This is a genomic window from Streptococcus sp. Marseille-Q5112, assembly GCF_916700555.1.
In the GTDB taxonomy this organism is placed as follows: domain Bacteria; phylum Bacillota; class Bacilli; order Lactobacillales; family Streptococcaceae; genus Streptococcus; species Streptococcus symci.
This window is the reverse complement of sequence record NZ_CAKAKP010000004.1, coordinates 83,617-107,390: the sequence shown is the minus strand read 5'-3', so window position 1 is coordinate 107,390 and position 23,774 is coordinate 83,617. Positions and strand designations below refer to the sequence as shown.

The following is a 23,774-nucleotide window of genomic DNA, read 5'->3' as shown; positions in this document are numbered from 1 at the left end:
TCTACATAACAAAATGCATATTACCAAGGTTCTTCAGACCTGATAATATGCATTTTTCTTTTTTATTCAACGTGGGTTGTTTGATTGGCAAAGGCGATAATAGCTTGCTTCAACTCATCTCCACTAAGAGTGCGGAACTCTTCAATCTTTTGATCGATGGCTTCTAGAGGCATGACATTGACCTTACCCACGAAAATCTTATCCATAACTTGGTTATCAACGAGTTCGGTTGATACCAAGAGTTCTTCGTAGAGTTTTTCACCTGGACGGATTCCAACTTCAACAATTGGAATTTCGCTCTCAGTGTGTCCACTTAGAAGGACCATTTTCTTAGCCAAGTCATAAATCTTGACTGGTTTACCCATATCAAGGATAAAGACTTCTCCATCTTTAGCATAAGCACCAGCATGGATGACCAGACGGCTAGCTTCTGGAATGGTCATAAAGTAACGGGTCATGCGGAAGTCTGTCACCGTTACAGGCCCACCTTCAGCAATCTGACGTTCAAAGACTGGAATGACACTACCACGGCTACCAAGTACATTCCCAAAACGAACTGCACAGTAGGTTGATTGGCTACGTTGGTTAAAGCCAGTAACAATCAACTCAGCTACGCGCTTGGTTGCTCCCATAACATTTGGTGGATTAACCGCCTTATCTGTCGAAATCATAACCATCTTAGGTACTTTAGCTTCATCAACAGCTCTAGCAACATTGTAGGTTCCACGGATATTGTTTTTGAAGGCTTCTTTTGGATTGCGCTCCATCATAGGAACGTGCTTGTGGGCTGCCGCATGATAAACAATAGCTGGCTTGTACTGTTCAAAGACTTGCAACAAACGGTCATAGTCTTGAATATCGGCAATAACTGGTACATAATCAATGCCTTGGAATGTACGAATCAATTCATGATAAATAAGGTAGACTGAGTTTTCCCCGTGACCGAGCAAGACGATGCGTTCAGGATTGAAACGACTAACTTGGCGACAGATTTCAGAACCGATTGAGCCACCAGCACCTGTGACTAAGATTGTCTTACCTGTCAGTTCTGCGCCCAGACGCGATTCATCAAGACGAATTTCCTGACGACCCAAAAGGTCTGTGATATCAATCTTCTGGAAGCCTCCACCTGCTTGGTGAAGTCCTTGAACAACCGTTTCAACTTTAGGCATCTTGTAACATTTGACACCCAGTTTATTACACATCTGCAAGATACGCTCATATTCTGACGGGTCAAGTGACGGAATCGCAACGATAACACGCTCGATTTGATGGCGTTTGGCTAATTCAGGCAGATCATCATATGAACCCAAAACAGGGATTCCACCAAGTTTTTGACCCTTTTTCTTCGCATCCTTATCCAAAATACCGACAAGTTCTAATTCACTAGTTGGATGTTGGTAACTATCCATAAAGAGAGCTCCACCATCACCGGCACCAATCAAGAAGGTCCGACGGTGTTCTCCATCACCACTTCCCTTTTTGCGTTTGGAGTAGATTAACTGCCAAGTAATACGTGGCAATAAAATCAAGAAAGTACTCAATAAGATAAAGAGCACGATAAAACGGATGGAGAAGAGAGGCAAGAAGGCATAGCAGATACTATATGACAAGATACTGCTAGCAGTCACACCAAAAAAGATTTTCATGAAATCCGTAATCTTGCTGTAACGACTAATACTAGCGTTCAATCCCCAAAATCCAATCATCAATTGATAGAACAGGAAGGCCAAACTCGTATAGATAATGTAGTCAACAGGTGCTGGATTAATCAATCCGTAGAATAAAATATAAGATACAATGATGGAAACCACCATACTCAAAATATCAAATATTCCCCAGAAAACCTGTTTTTGTTGTTTATTTAAAATTTCCACCAGATCAATCACATAATCTGTGAGTTTTTTATTCATAGAAGTTTACTCCTCCTTAAAAGAGTCGAATAGTTATATTGTTATTATAACACTTTTTCTCTAGTTTACGATTTGCTACAATCTTTTACTTGCTTTTTCTTAACAGTTTCATAAAAATAAACTGTCGGACAAATCCGGGACAAAGGGCAACAATCATCTGAATCGCAACACTCTTGGCATATTCCATGTAAGAAATTTGCCCTCTCTTCAGCATGCGCTGACGAGCTTGACGATAGAGTTTGAGATAACGCAGTCCCCCACGACGCTCAAACATTCCTGCTCCAACACGAACCTTACACAAGATTTGATCCAGATTTCCAGTCTTAGCTCCTGCAGCAATCATATTGAGCCAGAGGAGGTCATCCTCCATATAAAGGCCATCCTCATAGTTGCCTGCCTTGAGAACCATGTCCTTCTTGAACATGACAGTCATGTGGTTAAAGGCACTTCTCATCCTTTGATAAGCTACAATATCTGCATGCTGGGTTGGAACACGACGGTAAGAAACAATCTCATCAGGATTGTCAATAAACTCTGCAATATGTCCACCTAATAGGTCGAGCTTCTCCTTCTCCATTAGCTGAACCTGTTTCTCAAAACGGTCTGGAACAGCTATATCATCCGTATCCATACGAGCGATGATGTCGTACTGACACTGCAAAATACCCTGTCGAAGAGCCAGACCCAAACCTTGATTCTGCTCAAGAGGGCAGCGTTTCACTGGAATTTCAGACTGGGCTTCCACCTGGTCTAATACCTGATAGAGCTCAGGTGTCAAAGGCCCATCCTCAACCAGAACTAACTCGCTCGGTTTCAGGGTCTGATTTTGAACACTCTCAATAGCATCCTTTAAAAATGTCGGATTTTCCTTGATATAGACCGACATCAATACGCTGATTTTTTGCTTTTCAGACACAGTTTTTCTCCAATATATAGATTTCCTTCCACTATTTTATCATAATTTTCAAGACTTTCCCATTTTTATCTTGAAAGCCCAAAACCTTACTTGACATTATAGTGAAAAAGCCTTAAAATAAGCTGTTATTAAAATCAGCTAGAAGAGGTATTATATGAAAAAGCAATCACTCTTTTTTGTTCCAGGTATTATACTAATTGGTGTTTCCTTGCGGACTCCTTTTACTGTTTTACCCATTATTTTGGGAGATATTTCGCAAGGACTGGGAGTAGAAGTTAGTTCGCTTGGTGTCTTGACCAGCCTTCCCCTCCTCATGTTTACCCTCTTCTCACTATTTTCTACCCGACTGGCTCAAAAAATCGGCTTGGAGCATCTCTTCACCTACAGCCTTTTCTTCTTGACCATCGGTTCTCTCATTCGACTAATCAATCTGCCCCTGCTCTATCTAGGAACCTTGATGGTTGGGGCAAGTATCGCAGTCATCAATGTGCTGCTCCCTAGTCTTATCCAAGCCAATCAACCAAAGAAAATTGGTTTTCTGACTACCTTATATGTAACTTCTATGGGAATTGCAACGGCTCTGGCTTCCTATCTAGCTGTGCCCATTACACAAGCCAGTTCTTGGAAAGGACTTATCATCCTCCTCACCCTGCTCTGCCTAGCAACTTTTTTGGTCTGGCTACCTAATCACCGTTACAATCACAGACTGGCTCCACAAACCAAACAAAAAAGCAAAACAACGGTTATGCTTAATAAACAGGTCTGGGCAGTGATTGTCTTTGCAGGTTTTCAATCCTTGCTCTTTTACACCGCTATGACCTGGCTACCTACCATGGCTATTCATGCAGGCCTATCCAGTCACGAAGCTGGCTTACTCACTTCTATCTTCTCTCTGATTAGTATTCCTTTTTCAATGACCATCCCAAGCCTGACAACCAGCTTGTCAACTCGCAACCGTCAGCTCATGCTCACTCTGGTCTCACTGGCTGGCGTGGTCGGCATTTCCATGCTCTTTTTCCCAATAGGTAATTTCTTTTACTGGCTTGCCATCCATCTCCTCATCGGAACCGCAACCAGCGCCCTCTTCCCTTATCTCATGGTCAACTTTTCACTCAAGACAAGCGCCCCTGAAAAAACAGCCCAATTGTCTGGTCTATCTCAAACAGGAGGCTATATCCTAGCAGCCTTTGGACCAACGCTATTTGGTTACAGTTTTGACCTTTTCCACTCTTGGGTACCAGCTGTAGCTGCCCTCTTGCTCGTCGATATCATCATGACTGTGGCCCTCTTTACAGTGGACAGAGCTGATAAAATCCTCTAAACTTCTAGTTTTGCCTAGAAGTTTTTTATATATAAAAATTTTACACATATTTCTTGACAGGGCTTTCTTTTAGATGTACAATGTATGTGTAGAAAAATTATATATAAAAATATTACACATTAGAAAAGGAGGTTTCCCCATGTACTTTCCAACATCCTCTGCCTTGATTGAATTTCTCATCTTGGCCGTACTGGAGCAGGATGATTCTTATGGTTATGAGATTAGCCAGACCATTAAGCTTATCGCTAACATCAAAGAATCTACTCTCTATCCCATTCTCAAAAAATTGGAAGGCAATAGCTTTCTGACAACCTATTCTAGAGAGTTCCAAGGTCGCATGCGCAAATACTACTCCTTAACAGACCGTGGTGTGGAGCAGCTCTTGACCCTAAAAGATGAATGGACACTCTATACAGACACTATCAATGGCATTATAGAAGGGAGTATCCGCCATGACAAGAACTGAATACCTGACTCAGCTAGAACTCTATCTCAAGAAACTACCTGAAGCTGACCGCATCGAAGCCATGGACTATTTCAGAGAACTCTTTGACGATGCTGGAGTCGAAGGAGAAGAGGAACTCATCGCTAGCTTGGGAACTCCTAAGGAAGCAGCCCACGAAGTTCTCTCCAATCTCCTCGATAAAAAAATCAATGAAGCGCCTGCTCAAAAGAATAACCGACAAATTTTGCATATCGCCTTGTTAGCCCTACTTGCAGCCCCTATCGGTATTCCTCTGGGAATCGCCATCCTCGTGTCCCTGTTCGCAATCCTTGTGGCAGCCTTGACTGTCATTCTAGCTTTCTTTGCGGTTTCTATACTTGGTATCATCGGCGGATTCCTATTTTTAGTTGAAAGTTTCACTGTTCTCGCCCAAGCCAAATCAGCCTTTATCTTGATTTTTGGTTCTGGTTTACTGGCTATCGGTGCTTCTTCGCTGGTTTTACTAGGTATTTCCTATGTAGCCCGCTTCTTCGGCCTACTCATTGTTCGCCTGGTGCAATTTGTTCTCAAAAAAGGAAAGAGAGGTGACCAGCATGCGTAAATGGACAAAAGGATTTCTCATTTTTGGTGTGGTGACTACCATTATCGGCTTTATCCTGCTTTTTGTAGGTATCCAATCTGACGGGATCAAGAGCCTACTTGCCATGTCCAAGGAGCCTGTTTATGATAGTCGGATGGAAGAGTTGACCTTTGGCAAGGAAGTCGAAAACCTAGAGATCACTCTCCACCAACACGCGCTGACCATCACAGACTCTTTCGATGATCAAATCCACATTTCTTACCATCCATCACTCTCTGCTCACCATGATCTTGTTACGAATCAAAACGACAAAACTCTAAGCCTAACGGATAAAAAACTGTCTGAAACTCCGTTTCTCTCTTCTGGAATTGGCGGGATTCTCCATATCGCAAGTGGCTACTCTCGTCGTTTTGAAGAAGTTATTCTCCAAGTTCCAAAAGGAAGAAGTCTAAAAGGGATCAACGTGTCAGCCAATCGTGGACAAACCACCATCATAAATGCTAGCCTTGAAAATGCAACTCTCAATACAAATGGTTATCTCCTCCGAATTGAAGGAAGTCGTATCAAAAACAGCAAATTCAAAACACCAAATATCATCAATATCTTTAGCACAGAACTGACAGATAGTCAGCTAGAGTCAACAGAAAATCACTTCCATGCTGAAAATATCCAAGTACACGGTAAGGTGGAATTGATGGCGAAAACAGACCTACAACTGCTACTTTCCGAAGAAGAAAAACAAAGAATCAACTTAGATCTTTCAACAAAACATGGTTCTATTCTTCATTTTTTAAGAGAAGGAAGGCGTTCGTTTAACAACGAAGAAAACAAAGCTGAACGATTAAGCAATCCTTATAAAACAGAAAAAGCAGATGCAAAAGATCAACTCATCGCAAGGGCAGAACAGGATATCTATCTACTCAAATCAGAGGAACACGAGTCTTCTTCTAGAAATCGTTGACAAAAGCGCTTACATCTGCTACTATGGAAGCATATTTATCTAACTAAAAAGGAGGTTCTACCATGAAACAAGAATGGTTTGAAAGTAATGATTTTGTAAAAGCAACAAGCAAGAACAAACCTGAAGAGCAAGCTCAAGAGGTTGCAGACAAGACTGAAGAAACGATAGCCGATCTCGATACACCAATTGAAAAAAATACTCAAGTAGAGGAGGAAGTCTCTCAAGCTGAAGTCAAACTGGAAAGCCAGCAAAAAGAGAAAATTGAAACTCCTGAAGACAGTGAAGCGAGAACAGAAATAGAAGAAAAGAAAGCATTAGATTCTACTGAAGAAGAGCAAGATCTTTCTAAAGAAACAGAAAAAGTCACTATAGCTGAAGAGAGTCAAGAAGCACTTCCTCAGCAAAAACCAACCACGAAAGAGCCCCTTCTTATCAGTCAATCCTTAGAAAGTCCCTACATCCCCGACCAAGCTCCAAAATCTACGGATAGATGGAAAGAGCAAGCGCTTGATTTTTGGTCTTGGCTAGTGGAAGCAATCAAATCTCCTACAAGCAGTCTTGAAACAAGTAGCACACACAGTTACACAGCCTTTCTTTTGCTCATTCTGTTTTCTGCATCTTCCTTTTTCTTTAGTATCTACCACATCAAACATGCTTACTATGGACATATAGCAACTATGCATAATCACTTCCCTGAACAATTTGCTTCATTAAATCTCTTTTCGATTATCTCTATCCTAGTAGCAACAACACTCTTCTTCTTTTCATTCCTCTTGGGTAGTTTCGTCGTGAGACGATTTATCCACCAGGAAAAAGACTGGACACTAGAAAAGGTTCTCCAACAATATAGTCAACTCTTGGCAATTCCAATCTTCCTCACTGCCATTGCTAGTTTCTTTGCCTTCTTTGACAGCCTACGATTTACAGCCCTCTTGTGTGTGATTAGCATTGGAATCATTCTACTTGCTAGCCTCCATATCATTACAAGACCTAGTCAATCAAGTGAAACCGACTCCTTCTATCAATTATTCTTGTCTGTCCTTGTGAACGGAGTTATTATCCTCCTCTTCTTTGTAGCTGAGGTAGCACTGATTGGGGATTACCTTCGTATCTTGGCCTTTCTTTAAACTTCAATCCTGTCATCCATGGCAGGATTTTTCTATGTCAAAAAAGCAAGTCACTTGACCTGCTTTACTCTTCTTGTGCTAATGCTTTAAAATCTTTGTCTAAGATGGGTTGCACTTCTAATTGATTGGCATCTAATTGGTGGTAAGATGCTGATGGTAATGACTCTAGGAATTTTGCATAGTCCAAGCGGGCAATGGCTTCATAGTCTTCTGGTTTAGAGCCGTCTCCTGTGATTTGAACCAAGTCAATCTCCCACTGGACTTCCTTATCCACCAATTGCTCAATATAGGCAGCAGGTACAAATGGTTCTCTCGGAAAAACGGTCTTGACGCCTTGAGCCAGATGGTAAACACCGTGCACTTGGCCTTCTCCATCCTGATAGAAGGAAACTCTTGCAAAGTAAGCATCGGTCTCTTGAACCGCACGTACACGTGCTTCAAACTGTACCAAGCCATCTTCCTCTAAAAAGCTTTTCAAATCCTCATGACTAAAGAAAACAGGATTAAAAATTCCTTGACAAATCGTAAAACGAGCTGCAGTGTCTGCTAGATGGGCTTGAATACTTGCTTGGAAATAGGCTTCAAAGTCAAAACCATCTAGCCCTTCAATCTCTGTTCCTGTGTAAGCAAGCAGAGCATCTAAAAATGATTTGATAATCTGCCAGTCTGTCTTCGTGAGTAGGTCAGGAAGATCGACACGGTAAGCCTTTTGATCATCAGCATAGCTAACTTTAAAGAGAAATTGTGATTGCCCCACTATCGCACACTCGATATACTCAAGACGGTTAAGAGGCTGACGGAGATAGACTGCATCATAGCTATGTGACTCCAAACCATCTAACAAGGCCAAGATCGACTTGGCAGTCAAAATTTCCTGTTCTCCTAAAATGCTCTGTTTATTTGGAATAAAAAATGTTTTCGTCATAACTGGACTCCTTTGAAATCGTTTACATATAGTATACCCTATTTTCCTGAAAGATACAGAAACAAACTTTAGATTTTTTAGTAAAAAGCATAGAAAAACAGCCCCTAAGGACTGTTTAATCTTATACAGTAGCTGCTTGATCCAAGCTTTCACCGATAGCGGCTAGACGCTCGACAACTTCAGCTTGTGTCAATTCATGTTCTGAAACATAGCGGTTACGTGGGTGAACACGACACTCGTGTGAACATCCACGAAGGTACTTGTCTTCATTTTCTTCTGATGTCAAGATACGACGGTTACAGAATGGATTTCCACAGTTGACATAACGTTCACATGGTGTTCCATCAAACCAGTCTTTTCCTACGATGGTTGGGTTGACATGGTTGACATCTACGGCAATACGCTCGTCAAAGACATACATTTTCCCATCCCAAAGTTCACCTTGGACTTCTGGGTCTTTACCGTAAGTTGCGATTCCTCCGTGCAATTGGCCGACATCTTTGTAGCCTTCACGGACCATCCAGCCTGAGAATTTCTCACAGCGAACACCACCTGTACAGTAAACCACGACGCGCTTGTCCATGAATTTTTCCTTGTTATCACGAACCCACTGTGGCAACTCACGGAAGTTGCGGATATCTGGGCGGATAGCCCCACGGAAATGTCCTAGGTCATACTCATAATCGTTACGTGTGTCAAGGACAACTGTATCTTCGTCAAGAAGAGCTTCTTTGAACTCTTTTGGAGACAAGTAAGCACCTGTTGTTTCAAGTGGGTTGATGTCGTTATCAAAGTCGTTGTCTTCCAAACCAAGGTGGACAATTTCTTTCTTGTAGCGAACAAACATCTTCTTGAAGGCTTGTTCATTTTCTTCGTCAATCTTGAACCAGAGGTCTTCCATACCTGGGAGGCTGTGAACGTAGTCCATGTATTTTTGAGTTGTTTCGTAGTCACCTGAAACTGTTCCGTTAATTCCTTCGTCAGCGACTAGGATACGACCTTTAAGGCCGATTGATTTACAGAAAGCCAAGTGGTCTGCAGCAAATTGCTCTGCATTTTCAATTGGAGTGTAAAGGTAGTAAAGTAAGACACGAATATCTTTTGCCATAAGATTTGTTCTCTTTTCTATTCTTAAATTTTCAGAATTTTTCATCTAACTATACTAGTATACCTGCTTGAGAAAGCGAATGCAATTTATTTGACTGGAAATTGTAGAAAGGTGCTTATCCCTGCACTTCGTCAGTAGCCATAGCGAATCACAGATAATTCTCTTAATTTTTTGATCTGCTCGGCTTGACCTTCGGACAAACTCAGCTTGTTATCAATCAACACACGTGAGATGTCAACATTCATTTGGCTCAGAATAAACGGAGTAGAGGTCCCATCGTTCTTTAATCGTCTTTTATAACTCACTAACTGATTTTTCAAAGGAGCAAGTTGAGGCGTATCCTTTATATCTTCCAATAGATGATTTATGATCGTCATGGCTTCACAACGTCTTTCGCTTCCTCCAGCAAACCATTTTCGCTTCCTCCAGCAAACCATTTTAATGTTGTCATTCTCATTTTCCTCCTGAAACTCACTTATAAATTTGATAAACTATCATTCCTAACTCTCGCGTCAGTATTTACCCAAACACCCTCTGTAAAAAAGTCAGCAGAAATGGTAAGGTCGCTACAATATTATTAATCACATGCACCGCATAGGAAGGATAAATGCTCCTGGTATAGCGAGTCAAACCAGCAAAGATGATGCCAAATGTTGCAAAGACGAAGATATCTAACAGACTAGGCAGGCTTGAAAAATGAGGAAGAGCAAATAAAATGGAAGGAAGGAGCAAATCAAGGCCAAATCTCGAATGCTTAAAAAAGGCGTGTTGCAGTAATCCTCTATAGATTAACTCTTCCATAAGTGGAGTCAGAAAGAACAAAGTTATATAGATACCTAGCTCAGCAAAGTTGGTCCCACTATAACCGATCAATACAGCCCAACCTTCAGCAGTTGACTGAACATGTTTAGCTGTCTGAACGTTAAAAGAGATCTGGAGCACTACCACTAATACTGTCAAAATCGAATACCAAAGCCATTTTTTTCTTGGAATGCGAAAGAGATAACCATGGCCTATCTTAACCAGAATCCAAATCATGACTCCGCTAAATAGCACACTCAAGATATTTCGAATCCAGAAAAAATTTCCTATCTGAGAAGAAAATTGCCAATAATTTTGGACAATAAGCGTCAGCTGAGAAAGACCAAATACGAAAAATAAGTAAGAGAAGACTGCACTTATTTTGAATAGAAGTTGATACTTCTTCATATGAACTCTCCTTTGTAAACTCGAGACATCTCTAATATAAGCTATATTTTCCTAAATCCTTACTCCAAATCCAAAATGGTACTTGAGATTTCCTGAATGGTTAAATAGTGATAAAAAAAAACATGGATATCTATGATCTCTCGTTTCAAAAAATCACTGCCTCCCCCAGACCAACCTGAGGAAAACAGTGATTCAGTTTTTAGGAGTTAGGAATGAATACACGAAATCAATTGATCTTATGATTTTTTGTTTTTCAAGAATTCATCGTATTGTTTTTGCATTTCGTTCAATACTTTATCGTAAGCACCTTCAGATTTCAATTTTTCCATCAATTCTGGAATAGCTTTATCTGGGTCTACAGTACCAGTGTTGATAGCTGTATCGAATTGTTGCATTGTGTTAGAGATTGCTGAGATTTCAGATTTCACACTGTCAGTGTTAAAGATGAATCCAAGCGCTGGAGATTCTTTAGCTTCAGCCAATTGTTTCTTAGAATCTTCGATTTGTTGGTCTGTAACGTTTTCGTTGATGTAAAGGATCCAGTTGTTACCTGTGTTCCATCCACCCATGTGAGTGTTTCCTTTGTATCCATCAAGGACACGAACACGGTTTTCTTTACCTTCAATTTTTTCCCAGTTCTTGCCTTCTGGACCGTAAACAAGACCGTTCAAAAGTTCTGGGTTAGTGTTCAAGAGGTTCAACACTTCCATTGATTTTTCTTTGTTCTTAGAGTTGTTTGAGATTACAAAGTTAGCAACTTGTGTTGTTTGGTTTTTCTTGATGAAGTTAGTAATTGGTTTGATTTGGATATCTTTGTTCGCAACACGTGAAAGCAAGCTATTGCCGTAGTCAGCTGGTCCTACTGTTTCTTCACGAACGAACCAAGTATCTTGTTGAAGGTCAAATGAAGTATCGCTTGTTGCTACATCTTTTGGAATGTATCCAGCTTCATAGAATTTGTGAAGAGTCTTCAAGTGTTCTTTGAAACGAGGTACTTCGTAACGGTTTACAATCTTAGTAGTGTCTCCTTCAAGGTCGATAACGAATGGAAGTCCATTTGGAACTGGGTAGTCAAAGTTATCAGATGGGATAAAGTTCTTAGTAACCGCAAATGGCACTACATCTGGAGCTTTTTCTTTGATTTGTTTCAAGACTGGCTCAAGTGTTTCGTATGAAGTGACACCTGAAATATCGATACCGTATTTAGCAAGAAGAGTTCCGTTGAAGGCAAAGTTTTGTGAAGATGCAACGTTAGCCGCAACTGGTACTGCATAAATCTTACCGTTTACAGTATTTCCCTTGATGTAAGCTGGGTCAAGTGCTTTATAAAGCTCTGCTCCTTCTTTCTTGTACAATTCTGTCAAGTCAGCGTAAGCACCTTTTTGTGCATTTACAACGTAGTTATCTGCAAAGGCGATATCATAGTTTTCACCAGATGATGTAATAACTGACATTTTCTTGCCGTAGTCACCCCATCCAAGGTATTTGATTTCCAATTTTGCACCAACTTTTTCTTCGATGATTTTATTTGCATTTGTTAGTAATTCATCCAAGTTGTCTGGTTTGTCACCGATTTGATACATCTTGATAACAGGTTTATCACCTGAAGCTGAATCAGCAGCTTTCTTATTGTTACCTGAAAGATTTCCACAAGCAGCAAGACCAGCAGCCAAAGCGACTACACTAGCAGATGCAAAAGCATATTTTTTCCAGTTTTTCATGACAAAAACTCCTTTTTTTATTTTTAAACTTATAAACAATGTAATGATCTTATACTCAATGAAAATCAAAGAGCAAACTAGGAAACTAGCCGCAGGCTGCTCAAAACACTGTTTTGAGGTTGTAGATGAAACTGACGAAGTCAGTAATCATACCTACGGCAAGGCGACGTTGACGCGGTTTGAAGAGATTTTCGAAGAGTATTAACTTCACGCAAGGGAAGTTTGGAAACGAGAAATGTTCTTCTCAACAAGCACTATTCTTTCACGCCACCGATAGTCAAACCTTTTACAAAGTAGCGTTGGAAGAATGGATACAGAATCGCGATTGGAAGGGTTGCGACTACAACCATGGCCATACGTCCTGTTTCTTTTGGTAGAGCAACTCCCAGTTGACCAGATAGGCCGACTGCTTTTGCGATGTAGTCCATATTTTGTTGGATTTGCATGAGCAAATATTGCAATGGGTACAAGTTGTCACTCTTAATGTAAAGAAGGGCGTTGAACCAGTCATTCCAGAAACCAAGTGCTGTCAAGAGCGTGATGGTTGCGATACCTGGTAGTGACAATGGCAAACAGATTTGGAAGAAGATCCGAGCCTCACTAGCACCATCGATACGAGCGGATTCTAGAATAGCTTCTGGAATGGTCTTCTTGAAGAAGGAACGCATCAAGATGATGTTAAATGGTGAGAGAAGCATTGGAACAATCAAGGCCCAAACTGTATCACCAAGTTGAAGTAAACGAGTTACCACGATATAGCCCGGTACCAAACCAGCATTGAACAACATACTAAGAAGGGCAAAGATTGTAAAGAATCTGCGATACTTAAAGGTTGTCCGTGAGATAGCGTAGGCATAGGTTGTTGTGATAAAAACGTTTGTGATAGTCCCCACCACTGTTACAAAGACTGAGATGAAGAGGGCTTGGAGAATTTTATCCTTAAATTGTGCCAAGAACTCAAAACCGTCTAATCCAAATTGAGATGGGAAGAAGCTATATCCATTTTGGAGGATACTCTTTTCATCTGTCACCGAAATAACGATAACAAATACAAAGGGTAGGATACAAGAGAGGGCAACCAAACCAGAAATGGTACTGAAGAAGATATCTGCTTTCTTACTGAAGGAGTGAATGCCGACATTATCAATTTTTTCTTTTTTAATTTTCTTTTCTGCCATATTCTCCTCCTTTCTAGAACAAAGCTGAGTTTGGATCAACTCGTCGTGCCAGTAAGTTTGATAGGATAACCAGAATCAAGCCGACAACTGATTGGTAGAGACCTGCCGCTGAAGCCATCCCGATATCCGCTGTCTGAGTCAAACCGTTATAAACATATACGTCCAAGACATTGGTTACGTTATAAAGCTGACCAGCATTGTGGGGGATTTGGTAGAAAAGACCAAAGTCTGCACGGAAGATATTCCCGACTGCAAGGATGGTCAATACGGTTACCAATGGTGTCAACTGCGGAATAGTTACATTGCGAATTCGTTGCCATTTGCTAGCCCCGTCCACTGTTGCTGCTTCGTAGTAGGTTGGATCAATTCCCATGATTGTCGCATAGTACATGACACTGCTATATCCAAAGCCTTTCCAAATACCAAGGAAAAGTAGGAGATAAGGCCAAATACCCAAGTCAGCGTAGAAATTGATTTCCTTCATTCCGATAGATTCTAGGAAATGGTTGAACACACCTTTATCAATATTTAGGAAGGCATCTGTAAAGAAACTAATGATAACCCAAGACAAGAAGTAAGGGAACAACATAGAAGTTTGGAAAATCTTAACCATTCTCTTAGAACGGAGTTCACTGAGGATGATGGCAATCCCTACTGATACAATCAAACCGATAAAGATAAAGCCGAGATTGTAGAGGACAGTATTTCGTGTGATGATAAAGGCGTCTTTTGAACTAAACAAGAATCTGAAATTATCGAGTCCGACCCATTTACTATTCACGATACTATCTATAAATCCATTACTGGTCATGTGGTAGTCTTTAAAGGCAACCACGTTCCCAAATACTGGAATGTAGAAGAATAGAATCAACCAGAGTGCCCCTGGCAAAACCATTAAGAGAAAGATCCAGTTGTCTCTCAAGGTTTTTGAAAACTTATTCATAATTTCCCCCCTTTTTTATTTTGATATCCATCTAAAAATTCCTTTTTAGACTTTTGATAACGATTACATTATTAGTATACTCCTATTTGAAGGTTAGGTTAAACTACTAATTATAGAAAAAACTCCACAAATTATTTTATGTGGAGTACTTGTTTAAGAAAGGGATGTTTCACGAGAAACACCCTGCTCAAGGCAAGGTGTTCTTGTTTTTTATGTCGTATAAATCGTCGAAGCTGTCGCAATAGTATGCCACTGGTTGGCTGTTGTGGCTGCGAAGTCCTTGTCTACGTAAAAATCAGTAAATGGCAGGATTTCCACTTCTAACTCATCAATACGGTCAAGCTGGCCAGCCAGATAAGCCTCGATGCGATTTTCTGCTCGCTTGATGCGTTGCAAGAGTCCGCCCATACGGATATCGACCGTATCCAAACCAAAGACCTTGTTTTCTTTCAGCCATTGGTGGCTAAAGAGGGCATGGAAGTCTTCAATTTGGCTTCTGAGTTCTGGTAATTCTTGCCTTGCGATTTCTTGCAGACTTCCTTTATCATCTGCTTGGTAGGCCTGACGAATGCGTCGTCCCACATCAACTTTACTACTTAAAATAGCATTCAACTGGGCCTGCGTTTCAAAGAGATAGGCATAGTTTCCAGCTTTTTCTTTAATGGCAGCGAGCGTCTCAGCAGCCTGAGCGAAGTGCGGTTTATCCTGTTCAGGTGTCATGTGTCGGTCAAGAATCGGGCAGAGAACATCCTGATAAAAGACATAGCGGTTGGGATTGATACCACTGAGATTGTCTGGTAGGTCTGGTAATAGGTTGGCTAGGTCAATCTGCATAAAATCCTCAACCGAAAGACCTGTATTGGTCTTGAAGTGAGCAGACAGACGGTCTAGGTCATTACGGTAACTGAGTTCTGCCCAGATTTGCAAGCTTGGTAGGATAGAAAACTGGGCAGTTTCCCCACCATTGTCCCCCCAACCCGTCACAATGACTTCTTTGATCTGATTGGCACGACAGGCCTTGTTAGCCTCAACAGCGATGAGTCGGCTGAAATGGTTATTGGGTGTGAAACCAATCCACTTCCAAGCACCACCTGCAAATGCAAGGTCATGGCTAATCTTGTGGTGATTACGGAAATTGCGGTTGTATTTTTCCTCGCTATCCTGATAATAGTCCCAGTAAACCAAGGTCACACGATCTTTGAGACGGTCTAGGTAGACACGAGTTTCTTCTGGAATTTCCACATCACGGTCGTACTGGCCATCTGTTGACATAAGTTTAAAGAACATATCGCTCCACATTTGGCAGTGGAAACCATATTTGTCTGCAATATCCAGCACGCGCTCCAAGTGTTGGCACATGAGGAGACTACGATCCACAACACCGTTCAGAATCAAGTAGCGTCCCAAACCAACCAAGTGGGCTTCGTCCATCCCGATATTGACCTTGCGAGTCTTCAGTTTAGATAGAGTAGCAAACATGCCATCAATCAGGTCATAAACCTTTTCTTCGCCGATAAGAAGAATGTCCTCTACATCACGGAGCTCCTGCACTTCTTTGACACCCCATTTTACGAAGGCTGACAAGTGGGCCAAGGTCTGGATGCAAGGAACAAAGGTCATATCAAACTGCTGGGCATAGGCTTCGATTTCCTGTAACTCCTCAGCTGAGTATGCCCCGCGGAAATAGCCAAAGTAAGGCTGCCCTTCAATCTGGTAGGTATCTTCCATGTAGAGCTCAAAGGTTGAGTAGCCCATGAGAGCCAAGACCTCAATCATCTGCTTGGCAGAAGCCACATTCAGCACCGCATTTCGAGAACAGTCTGCCATGTAGGCTAAATCTTCATAAGCCGCCCGTTCCTCAATCTCTACTTTATCACCTTCTGCTAAAGCTGTTACCAACAAGGACAAGGCACGATAAAGTTGGTGAGATTTGCGATAAGTTAGTTGATAATGGCCACCCTCACCCTTGATAGAGATAGAGGCTTGGTCAGACTGAGCGACAGCTACTTCCACAGCTGGTAGAGAAATGTGCTTTTGAAGCAACTCTATAGCTTGATGTTGTTTACTGCTAATTCCTGTAAAAATTACCATTGATTTTCCTCCTGTAACCAGTTGACAAGGGCACCATAGAGATTGGCATCTGCATGATAGGTGCAGGCTTGGATAAGAGGTGCGACCGTGTATTCTTCGTAGGTATCAACAAAGTCATCTACAGCCTTCTTGACACCTTGGATAAAATCTGGATTTTGACTGATAGAGCCACCCAGACTAATGACATCTGGATCGATAAGATATTGGATATTGAGCAAGCCTTGAGCCAGATTACGGTTCATGCGCTCAATGGCTTCTTGGCAAAGAACATTTCCTGCTTCGGCCTCTTGGTAAATCTTGCGACCGTCCCAATCAGTCTGACCAGATTTTTCAATCACGTATCGCACCATATTCCCAGTTGATGCTAGTTGCGACCAGTTGTTGAGCTTTTCAGCAGGGGCAAGGGTTGTCATATAGCCAAATTCCCCACCCAGGCCGTGGCGACCTCGATGAAGTCTACCATTGATAATCATGGCTCCGCCAATCCCTGTCCCAATCACGACACAGGCTGCATTTTCAAGTTCTGGATGAGCTAGCAATTCACTGAGTCCAACGCAGTTGGCATCATTTTCCAGATGGATAGGAATCTGATAAGAGCTAAGCGCCTCATACCAAGAAAATCCGTGAATGTAGGGCACCGCACTGAAGCCATCAATCACACCTGTCTCTTGATTGACAGCGCCTGGAACGCTCATAGCAATCCCGCTATAATCCTGTTCTGACAAACGTTGATCTAGCCAAGCTAGTAAGTCCTCCAAGTTTTCAGGCGTTGGAATGCTTGTCTTATTCAGTATTTTCCCATCAGAAGTCAGACTGGCAAACTTAATTCCAGTCCCTCCGATATCAATCGTTGCAATGGTCATTGTTTTTACCATAAAAAGGGGCGAATCAGTAGTTAGTTCTTACCTTTTCGCCCCTCCTTTCTTTTTATGTTTACTTTTTGAAATTAAATTTCTTCTTTTTTGATGAATTCTGTACGAATCTCTTGTGGTGAAATGAGGCCTCTATGAACTGGGTATGGTCGTTCAAGTAGGTCAAGGAAGAGATGTTGACTTTCCGGTACACGTACATTTTCACTACACATATTGTAGTAACGAAGAACATAGCCTTCTTCATTTTCAGCTACCTTAAAGGCTGTTGGACAGATTTGCGGTATGCTGAGAACGGAATGGCTCAAGAGGCTACCAGTCGCAGCCACGCTTCCTTCTTGTTTAGCAAGCTGAAGGCTGGTAAATGGTGTCTGCAAGGCTTTAGCACGACGATAGGCTGGGAAGCGTTCTTGAGCTTGGTGGCATTCAAGCGCAAACTCGACTTCAAATTCACGCAAGCATTGTGCTTCTGGTGTTGGGAAGTAGCCCCAGTCACCTAGCTCACCTGATGCACGCAAAATAGTCACTGCAATGGTGTCGTCTCCAAGGATTTCGTATTCATTCAATCCCTTGTTGGATACAGTCACACCTTTTTCATCGTCATACAGACTGACAAAGGCTTGTTGGTGTTGAGGATTTTCAGGATTTTCCCATGAAGTAGCTGGTTTGTTTGGTCGTGTCACCACCTCATAGATGCTTTCAGAATCATTGCTTGGACGCGTGTTATGAGTCTTGACCAAGAGACGGATACGGTGGTCTTTGGCAGTGTTAGTAAAGCGAGTCTTGCAACGGATTTGTGGATTATCAACGAAGATAGTCATCTCAGTTTCAAGAGGAATGCTTGTCAATTCTTCTGAACGTCCAGCTTCACGCTTCATAAACTCGATGATGCCTTTTTGCTCTTCTTCTAGCTTTTCATCTGCACTGACAGGCACGGTCAATTCATGTTTGAGCAAAATCTTAGCATAGCGAGCTGTGTTTTCCAAGACCTCGTAGCCCTTAAGCTCTGCATAGATTGGCTCTGTTCCTTTTGGTTGGAAATAGATATACTCGTTTCCGATGTCACCACGGTCTTCGAAGCGGATAAAATCTTCATAGGCTTCGTGAGTTGTCTTGTCATAGACTGTGATATTGTCATCCACACTCACCGTTACAAATGGCGTATCAATCACTCCGTTTTGGTAAATACCGTCGCGGTGTTCTTGTTCTCCTTCCAGCAATTGGAAGGTTGTCCAAGAAAGTGGCGCTAGGTGAACTGGAATGGTCACGCGCACTTGTCGAGCGATACGAGCTTGGCGGAACTTATCTTTTGGTAAATCGTACTCAAAATTAGCTCCGAGGTCTTCGATTTTAGCCTCTACAGGACGACCATCCAAGTCCTCCACACGATAACTTGGCAAGGTTAAGGCAGCCATCTTCTTGTATCCCTCTGTTGGGTGCAATTCCTTAAAATCACAAATCGCAACATCAATCACTGTGCTGACAGTATCAACCTTATCATGCAAGCCTGTGTTAATGACAGTAAAGAGATAATCACTTTGAGCCTTAGCTGTAGCGATTTTACCCTTCCATTCGTTAAGAAGATTTCTCTTAACAAAGTTTCCTACTTGGTTGACCTTGGCAAAACGTGTCTCCATCTCACGGTGAACTTCGTCCACGCTACAACCACAGATACTATCATGCGGCGCATTTTGCAAAAGTGTTTTCCAAGCATAGGTCAACTGATCCTTGTGGTTGTGGCCCCCAGTGATAATAGTCAAGGGTTCTACAACTTGCTCTAGGAGGTTGCTATTTTCTTGGAAGGCTTGTTTGAGATAAATACGAGATGAAGAAGTGTTGGCAAGTGTGTACCAGCCGTCTGTTTCCTGACTGGTCAACTCACCTGTAACCGTTGATAACTGCTCTGGTAGGGCACTTTCCACAGCTTGAACATATTCATCAAAGGAACTATGAACAAAGGTTACATCTGGGAAGAGTTCATTTGCCACACGAATGGCTTCACTCAGATTTTTCTGTACAGGCTGGTGATCACATCCGTTCATCATCAACCATTGGTTGGTCGAAGCGTAGTCACGCACGTCTGCCAGTTTTTGTTTCCAGAAGGTCAAGGCCTCGTCTTTATCAACTGGAATTTCATTCCCATTACTATACCAGTTGGCAAAGAGGATACCGAGGACACGACTTCCGTCCGCACCCTGCCAGTACATTTCTGAAAACTGGGAAGTAAACTGCTCATCTTCGAGAACTTGGTTGTCAAATCCAATCGGTTTCACACCACGACCAAAGGCTGCCACGTGAATGCCTGATTTTTGAAGGATTTGAGGAGCTTGTCCCATATTTCCAAAAGTATCTGGGAAGTAACCAATCTGAGTGGATTTGCCCCATTTTGCAGCTTCTTGCTGACCAATCAAGGTATTGCGGACATTGGCTTCACTTGAAATCAAGTAGTCATCTTGCAAGATGTAAAAAGGACCAATTTTAAGTTTGCCTTGGTCGATGTATCGTTGGACTTTGTCGCGATTTTCAGGGCGAATATCCAAGTAGTCATCAAGGACAATGGTTTGACCATCCAAGTGGAAGCTCTTGAACTCAGGGTCATTTTCAAAGAGATCAAAGAGATTGTCAAATAATTCCACCAACTGCATACGGTGGCTTTCAAAAGGCAAGTACCACTCACGATCCCAGTGACTATGTGAGATAATATGTACGACAACATTTTCCATGAAGTAAAACCTCATTCTAAATTTAAATTTTTATTATTAACGTTTTAAATGTAAATTTGTGATTCTTTCCAAGAATCAGTTGCGCTAAAGCGTGTTCCTTAGCGAATATCCAAGTAATCCAAGACCAATTCACAGAACATCATGTTAGCCCAAGAGAACCATTCACGAGAATAAAGAGTTGGGTCATCTACGTGGAAGCTTTCATGCATAACACCAGTACCACCATCGCAAGCAACCAGCTGATCCAGCAAGAATTTCTTCTCTGCCTTATCCCTTGTTGTCAAACCTTGGATAGAAAGGGCGATTGGCCAGATATAGCGATAGAAGGTATGAGAACTTCCGAGACCGCTAGCATATTCTCCTTGGTAGAAGTATGGATTTTCAGGGCTCAGAATGGTACGACGAGTTGCTTGATACACTTCATCATCGACCGAACAGTAACCCAGATAAGGTGCAGCCAGCAGACTTGGTACGTTTGGATCATCCATGATGCTGGCATTTCCTAGACCATCCACTTCAAAGGCATAAATCTTTTCGCCCTTGCTGTTGCTTGTGTAGGCGTAGTTTTCAATTCCTTCTTGGATTTCATCCTGAAGACGCTTAGCGTCTGTGATAACACTCTCGCTATCAGCTAGGTCTAGTTCTGCAAAGATTTCTTGAACATAACCCAAGACTACTACAGCAAACATATTTGACGGTATCAAGTAGCTATACTGGCAACAGTCATCACTCGGACGAAAAGCTGACCAAGTCATACCAGTCACTGCAAAGTCAGGGCCAAATCCATCATTTATCAAGGTGTCTTCCTTGCGGTCCGTATCCCGAACAAAACGATAAGGAGAGTTCTTGTGGTCTTGTTCCACTGTCCACAGATGAAGAATTTCCTTGGTCGCTGCGACAAAAGTCTCATCAAACTGACTAGTCTCGCCAGTCTCTTTCCAGAGGAGATAAGCCAGCTGCAAAGGATAGCAAAGCGAGTCTACCTCGTACTTACGTTCCCAAATCCAGCCGTCAAGGTCTGTGTGGTCAGTCTCGTGGTGCCCCTTCCAGTTCTCCTCAATGTTGAAAGAATTGGCATAAGGATCCTTGAGTACCAAGGTCATCTGACGTTTGACCAAACCTGCAATGGTCTGACGCAGAAAGGTATCTCTTTTGGCCACATGAAGGTAGGGTCTGAGTTGGGCTGTCGAATCTCGAAGCCACATGGCAGGAATATCCCCAGTCAAGACAAAAGTTGAACCATCTTCTAGGATTTCAACCGTATTGTCCAAGGTGTCGGTGTAGCAACGCTCGAAAACATCCACCCACTCTGGATGGTCCTTAGCACGTTCTGCTACTTTATCTAGCCATTCTCTAACAATTTCTTTTGAATAAATCATCGTGCAGTATCCTCTTTCAAACAAGTTTCATTTTCAGTATATAGCTTTTGAGACAGAAAATACATACACAAATGATAGTCATTTTTCTACAAAATAGTTATCTTTGAAACTCCTTTTCTAAAGGCTATCTTTTTCTGATATAATGTAGAAAAACAGCTAAAGGAAAGACTATGAAACCACTACTTGAAACCATCGATACCCGCTTTGGAACTGCCAGCAAGCATGCCTTTTCTCGGGGAAATACCCTGCCATACACAGGCGTTCCTTTTGGGATGAATTACTTTGTACCCCAGACCAGTGACCAGGAGGGCTCTTGGTTTTTTGATCCACATCTGCCTATCTTTCAGGGGATTCGATTAACCCACCAGCCCAGTCCTTGGATTGGAGACTACTCTTGGCTCCTTCTAACACCTGTCACAGGCCAGCTAGGTGGAGACAGCCTCTTCCATCGTCAGTCTTCCTATGATATGGATAAGGCCTCTTTCCAACCTCATTATCTGAAGATTTTCTCCCTGCGCTATCAGATTGAAACCCAGCTCACACCGACTTGCTACGGTGCTTCTATTCGTTTGGAGCAAAAGCAAGGAAAAGCTCTCTCCCTCTATCTCCACGCAGCAGATGAACTGACCGTAGAGCAAGTAGATAAGCGGAATCTTGCCCTGCGACAAGAAGGAAAAACTGAAACCAACAAAAATCCACTAACGATGTTCACTGTCCTGCAAATGAATACGGATATCCTTGCTATCAGCCAAGAAGGTGGAGACTGGCGAATCGACCTGGCAGATAGTCATGCTGAAATTCAGCTAGGGACTTCTTTCATCTCTCCTTCTCAAGCTCTAATCAATCTACCTCAAACGGACTTTGATAGCTGTAAAGCAAATGCCCAAGCAGACTGGGAAAATCTCCTCCACCGTTTTGATATTGTGGAGACAGGGGAAGTCGACCGAACCTTCTTTGATCACTGTCTCTACAGACTCTTCCTCTTTCCTCAGACTTTTTATGAGGTTAATGAATCAGGACAAGCCATCCACATGGATCTGACCACTGGTACTGTCAAGCCTGGTGTCCTCTTCAGCAACAATGGTTTCTGGGATACCTTCCGCACCACCTTCCCCCTCTTTGCCCTTATCATACCGGAACACTATCACCGATTTTTAGAAGGTTTCCTCAATAGCTACCGTGATACTGGATTTCTTCCAAAATGGCTGGCCCCAGATGAACGTGGTATGATGCCTGGCACCCTTTTAGATGGCATTATCGCAGATAGCGCCTGCAAGGACATGACCCCAGACCTAGAAGAAGAACTCTTCCAAGCCATGCTTGAAACAGCCACTAAGTCCGACCCTCTCGGCATCAATGGTCGTCACGGATTAGCCCAATACCACGAACTGGGCTATCTCTCTACCGACCACCATGAAAGCGTTAGCCATACTCTAGACTATGCCTATAGTGACTTTTGTATCGCCAGCTGTGCCGAAAAATTAGGAAAAATAGAAATCGCTGAAACCTACAAGGCCACATCACAAAATTACCGCCATCTATTTGATGCTGAGACAGGTTACATGCGAGCGCGTGATAGTCAAGGCAACTTCCGCCCTGACTTTTCTCCTTATAGTTGGGGACGCGACTATGCCGAATGTTCAGCCATCCAAGCAACTTTAGGCGTCCTCCACGACATCCCAGGCTTGATCCAACTTATAGGTGGCAAAGAAGCCTTTAGCAACTATCTTTTGAAAACCTGTCAAGATGCTCCTCTCTTTGAGACAACAGGCTATGGTTACGAAATTCACGAAATGAGCGAAATGGCTACTGCTCCTTTTGGGCAACTCGCCATTTCTAACCAACCTAGCTTCCACATTCCTTATCTCTTCCGCTACAGCGATTACCCTGACTACACTGCCCTTCTCATCAAGACTCTCCGTCAGAAGGCCTTTCACCCAAGTTGGGAAGCCTATCCTGGCGATGAAGACAATGGCAGTCTCTCAGCCTGGTACATTTGGTCGGCTCTCGGATTTTATCCGACCTGTCCAGGCAAACCAAACTATGACCTCGGAATTCCTCTCTTTGACCATCTCCGAGTCTATCTTGCCAAAGAGGATAAATGGCTAGATATTCATGCTAAGCAAAATCACAGCCATTTTAACTTTGTAAAAGAATGCCGACTGGATAAAACACTCGTATCAACTATTCAACACCAAAACCTCTTAAAAGCTGAACAACTAACCTTTATACTTAGCTGGTTGCCAAGTCATCGCTAAATAATAAAAAATCTGCAATCCCCAAGATTATCCACAATCTGTGAATAACTATCCCAAACTGTGCTTAACTCTTGAGTTTCAGCAATTAAAACTACTTTATAATACTC

The 23,774-nt window shown here is 42.3% G+C and carries 19 protein-coding genes; 6 read left to right on the top strand and 13 right to left on the bottom strand.

Annotated features, from left to right (window positions below; genetic code table 11):
* Positions 1–62: 62 nt before the first annotated feature.
* Both LG372_RS03715 and LG372_RS03710 read right to left on the bottom strand, forming a co-directional pair.
* On the bottom strand, positions 63–1,913 hold the full coding sequence (locus tag LG372_RS03715) for a polysaccharide biosynthesis protein (RefSeq protein ID WP_225742165.1): 1,851 nt from the start codon (positions 1,911–1,913) through the stop codon (positions 63–65).
* A gap of 85 nt (positions 1,914–1,998) precedes the next feature.
* On the bottom strand, positions 1,999–2,829 hold the full coding sequence (locus LG372_RS03710) for a glycosyltransferase (RefSeq protein WP_225742164.1): 831 nt from the start codon (positions 2,827–2,829) through the stop codon (positions 1,999–2,001).
* A gap of 154 nt (positions 2,830–2,983) precedes the next feature.
* Between LG372_RS03710 and LG372_RS03705 the strand changes: the two genes are divergently transcribed.
* From LG372_RS03705 to LG372_RS03685, 5 genes are all read left to right on the top strand, one after another.
* Positions 2,984–4,150, top strand: a complete 1,167-nt coding sequence (locus LG372_RS03705) for a CynX/NimT family MFS transporter (RefSeq protein WP_225742163.1) — start codon at positions 2,984–2,986, stop codon at positions 4,148–4,150.
* A gap of 139 nt (positions 4,151–4,289) precedes the next feature.
* The gene (locus tag LG372_RS03700) at positions 4,290–4,616 is read left to right on the top strand and encodes a PadR family transcriptional regulator (protein ID WP_125851571.1); all 327 of its coding nucleotides are present in this window, start codon (positions 4,290–4,292) and stop codon (positions 4,614–4,616) included.
* Positions 4,603–5,196 (top strand): DUF1700 domain-containing protein, encoded by a 594-nt coding sequence (locus LG372_RS03695; RefSeq protein WP_000198685.1) that lies wholly within the window; start codon positions 4,603–4,605, stop codon positions 5,194–5,196. The genes LG372_RS03700 and LG372_RS03695 overlap by 14 nt, the downstream gene beginning before the upstream one ends.
* Positions 5,189–6,136 carry a DUF4097 family beta strand repeat-containing protein gene (locus LG372_RS03690; RefSeq protein WP_125851572.1) on the top strand — a complete coding sequence of 316 codons (948 nt, stop codon included), beginning with the start codon at positions 5,189–5,191 and terminating at the stop codon, positions 6,134–6,136. The genes LG372_RS03695 and LG372_RS03690 overlap by 8 nt, the downstream gene beginning before the upstream one ends.
* 62 nt (positions 6,137–6,198) lie before the next feature.
* Complete coding sequence (locus LG372_RS03685) at positions 6,199–7,263, top strand: DUF6574 domain-containing protein (protein ID WP_125851573.1); 1,065 nt, start codon at positions 6,199–6,201, stop codon at positions 7,261–7,263.
* A gap of 64 nt (positions 7,264–7,327) precedes the next feature.
* Here LG372_RS03685 and LG372_RS03680 read toward each other — a convergent pair whose 3' ends face one another.
* The 11 genes from LG372_RS03680 to LG372_RS03630 all read right to left on the bottom strand — a co-directional run bounded on the left by LG372_RS03680 (position 7,328) and on the right by LG372_RS03630 (position 21,409).
* Positions 7,328–8,188, bottom strand: coding sequence for a DUF4299 family protein (locus tag LG372_RS03680; RefSeq protein WP_225742162.1), 861 nt, complete (start codon positions 8,186–8,188; stop codon positions 7,328–7,330).
* Positions 8,189–8,309: 121 nt separating this feature from the next.
* Positions 8,310–9,296 carry a rhodanese-related sulfurtransferase gene (locus LG372_RS03675; protein ID WP_001030011.1) on the bottom strand — a complete coding sequence of 329 codons (987 nt, stop codon included), beginning with the start codon at positions 9,294–9,296 and terminating at the stop codon, positions 8,310–8,312.
* 131 nt (positions 9,297–9,427) lie between these two features.
* Positions 9,428–9,733: a bacteriocin immunity protein gene (locus LG372_RS03670; protein ID WP_225742161.1), complete on the bottom strand. Its 306-nt coding sequence runs from the start codon at positions 9,731–9,733 to the stop codon at positions 9,428–9,430.
* 82 nt (positions 9,734–9,815) lie between these two features.
* Positions 9,816–10,505 (bottom strand): CPBP family intramembrane glutamic endopeptidase, encoded by a 690-nt coding sequence (locus LG372_RS03665; RefSeq protein WP_225742160.1) that lies wholly within the window; start codon positions 10,503–10,505, stop codon positions 9,816–9,818.
* 236 nt (positions 10,506–10,741) lie between these two features.
* Entirely contained in the window at positions 10,742–12,226 is a 1,485-nt protein-coding gene (locus LG372_RS03660) for an ABC transporter substrate-binding protein (protein WP_049491181.1), read from the bottom strand.
* Positions 12,227–12,480: 254 nt separating this feature from the next.
* Complete coding sequence (locus LG372_RS03655) at positions 12,481–13,404, bottom strand: carbohydrate ABC transporter permease (protein ID WP_000818353.1); 924 nt, start codon at positions 13,402–13,404, stop codon at positions 12,481–12,483.
* A gap of 13 nt (positions 13,405–13,417) precedes the next feature.
* The gene (locus tag LG372_RS03650; RefSeq protein ID WP_001032152.1) at positions 13,418–14,347 is read right to left on the bottom strand and encodes an ABC transporter permease; all 930 of its coding nucleotides are present in this window, start codon (positions 14,345–14,347) and stop codon (positions 13,418–13,420) included.
* Between the two features lie 210 nt (positions 14,348–14,557).
* Positions 14,558–16,438: a beta-N-acetylhexosaminidase gene (locus LG372_RS03645; protein WP_225742159.1), complete on the bottom strand. Its 1,881-nt coding sequence runs from the start codon at positions 16,436–16,438 to the stop codon at positions 14,558–14,560.
* Entirely contained in the window at positions 16,432–17,301 is an 870-nt protein-coding gene (locus LG372_RS03640) for an ROK family protein (protein ID WP_225742227.1), read from the bottom strand. The genes LG372_RS03645 and LG372_RS03640 overlap by 7 nt, the downstream gene beginning before the upstream one ends.
* 83 nt (positions 17,302–17,384) lie before the next feature.
* On the bottom strand, positions 17,385–20,030 hold the full coding sequence (locus tag LG372_RS03635; protein ID WP_225742158.1) for an alpha-mannosidase: 2,646 nt from the start codon (positions 20,028–20,030) through the stop codon (positions 17,385–17,387).
* 98 nt (positions 20,031–20,128) lie between these two features.
* On the bottom strand, positions 20,129–21,409 hold the full coding sequence (locus LG372_RS03630) for a glycoside hydrolase family 125 protein (protein WP_125851581.1): 1,281 nt from the start codon (positions 21,407–21,409) through the stop codon (positions 20,129–20,131).
* A 170-nt stretch (positions 21,410–21,579) separates the two neighbouring features.
* Here LG372_RS03630 and LG372_RS03625 point away from each other — a divergent pair, with 170 nt between their 5' ends.
* Complete coding sequence (locus LG372_RS03625; protein ID WP_225742157.1) at positions 21,580–23,667, top strand: GH92 family glycosyl hydrolase; 2,088 nt, start codon at positions 21,580–21,582, stop codon at positions 23,665–23,667.
* Positions 23,668–23,774 lie beyond the last annotated feature (107 nt).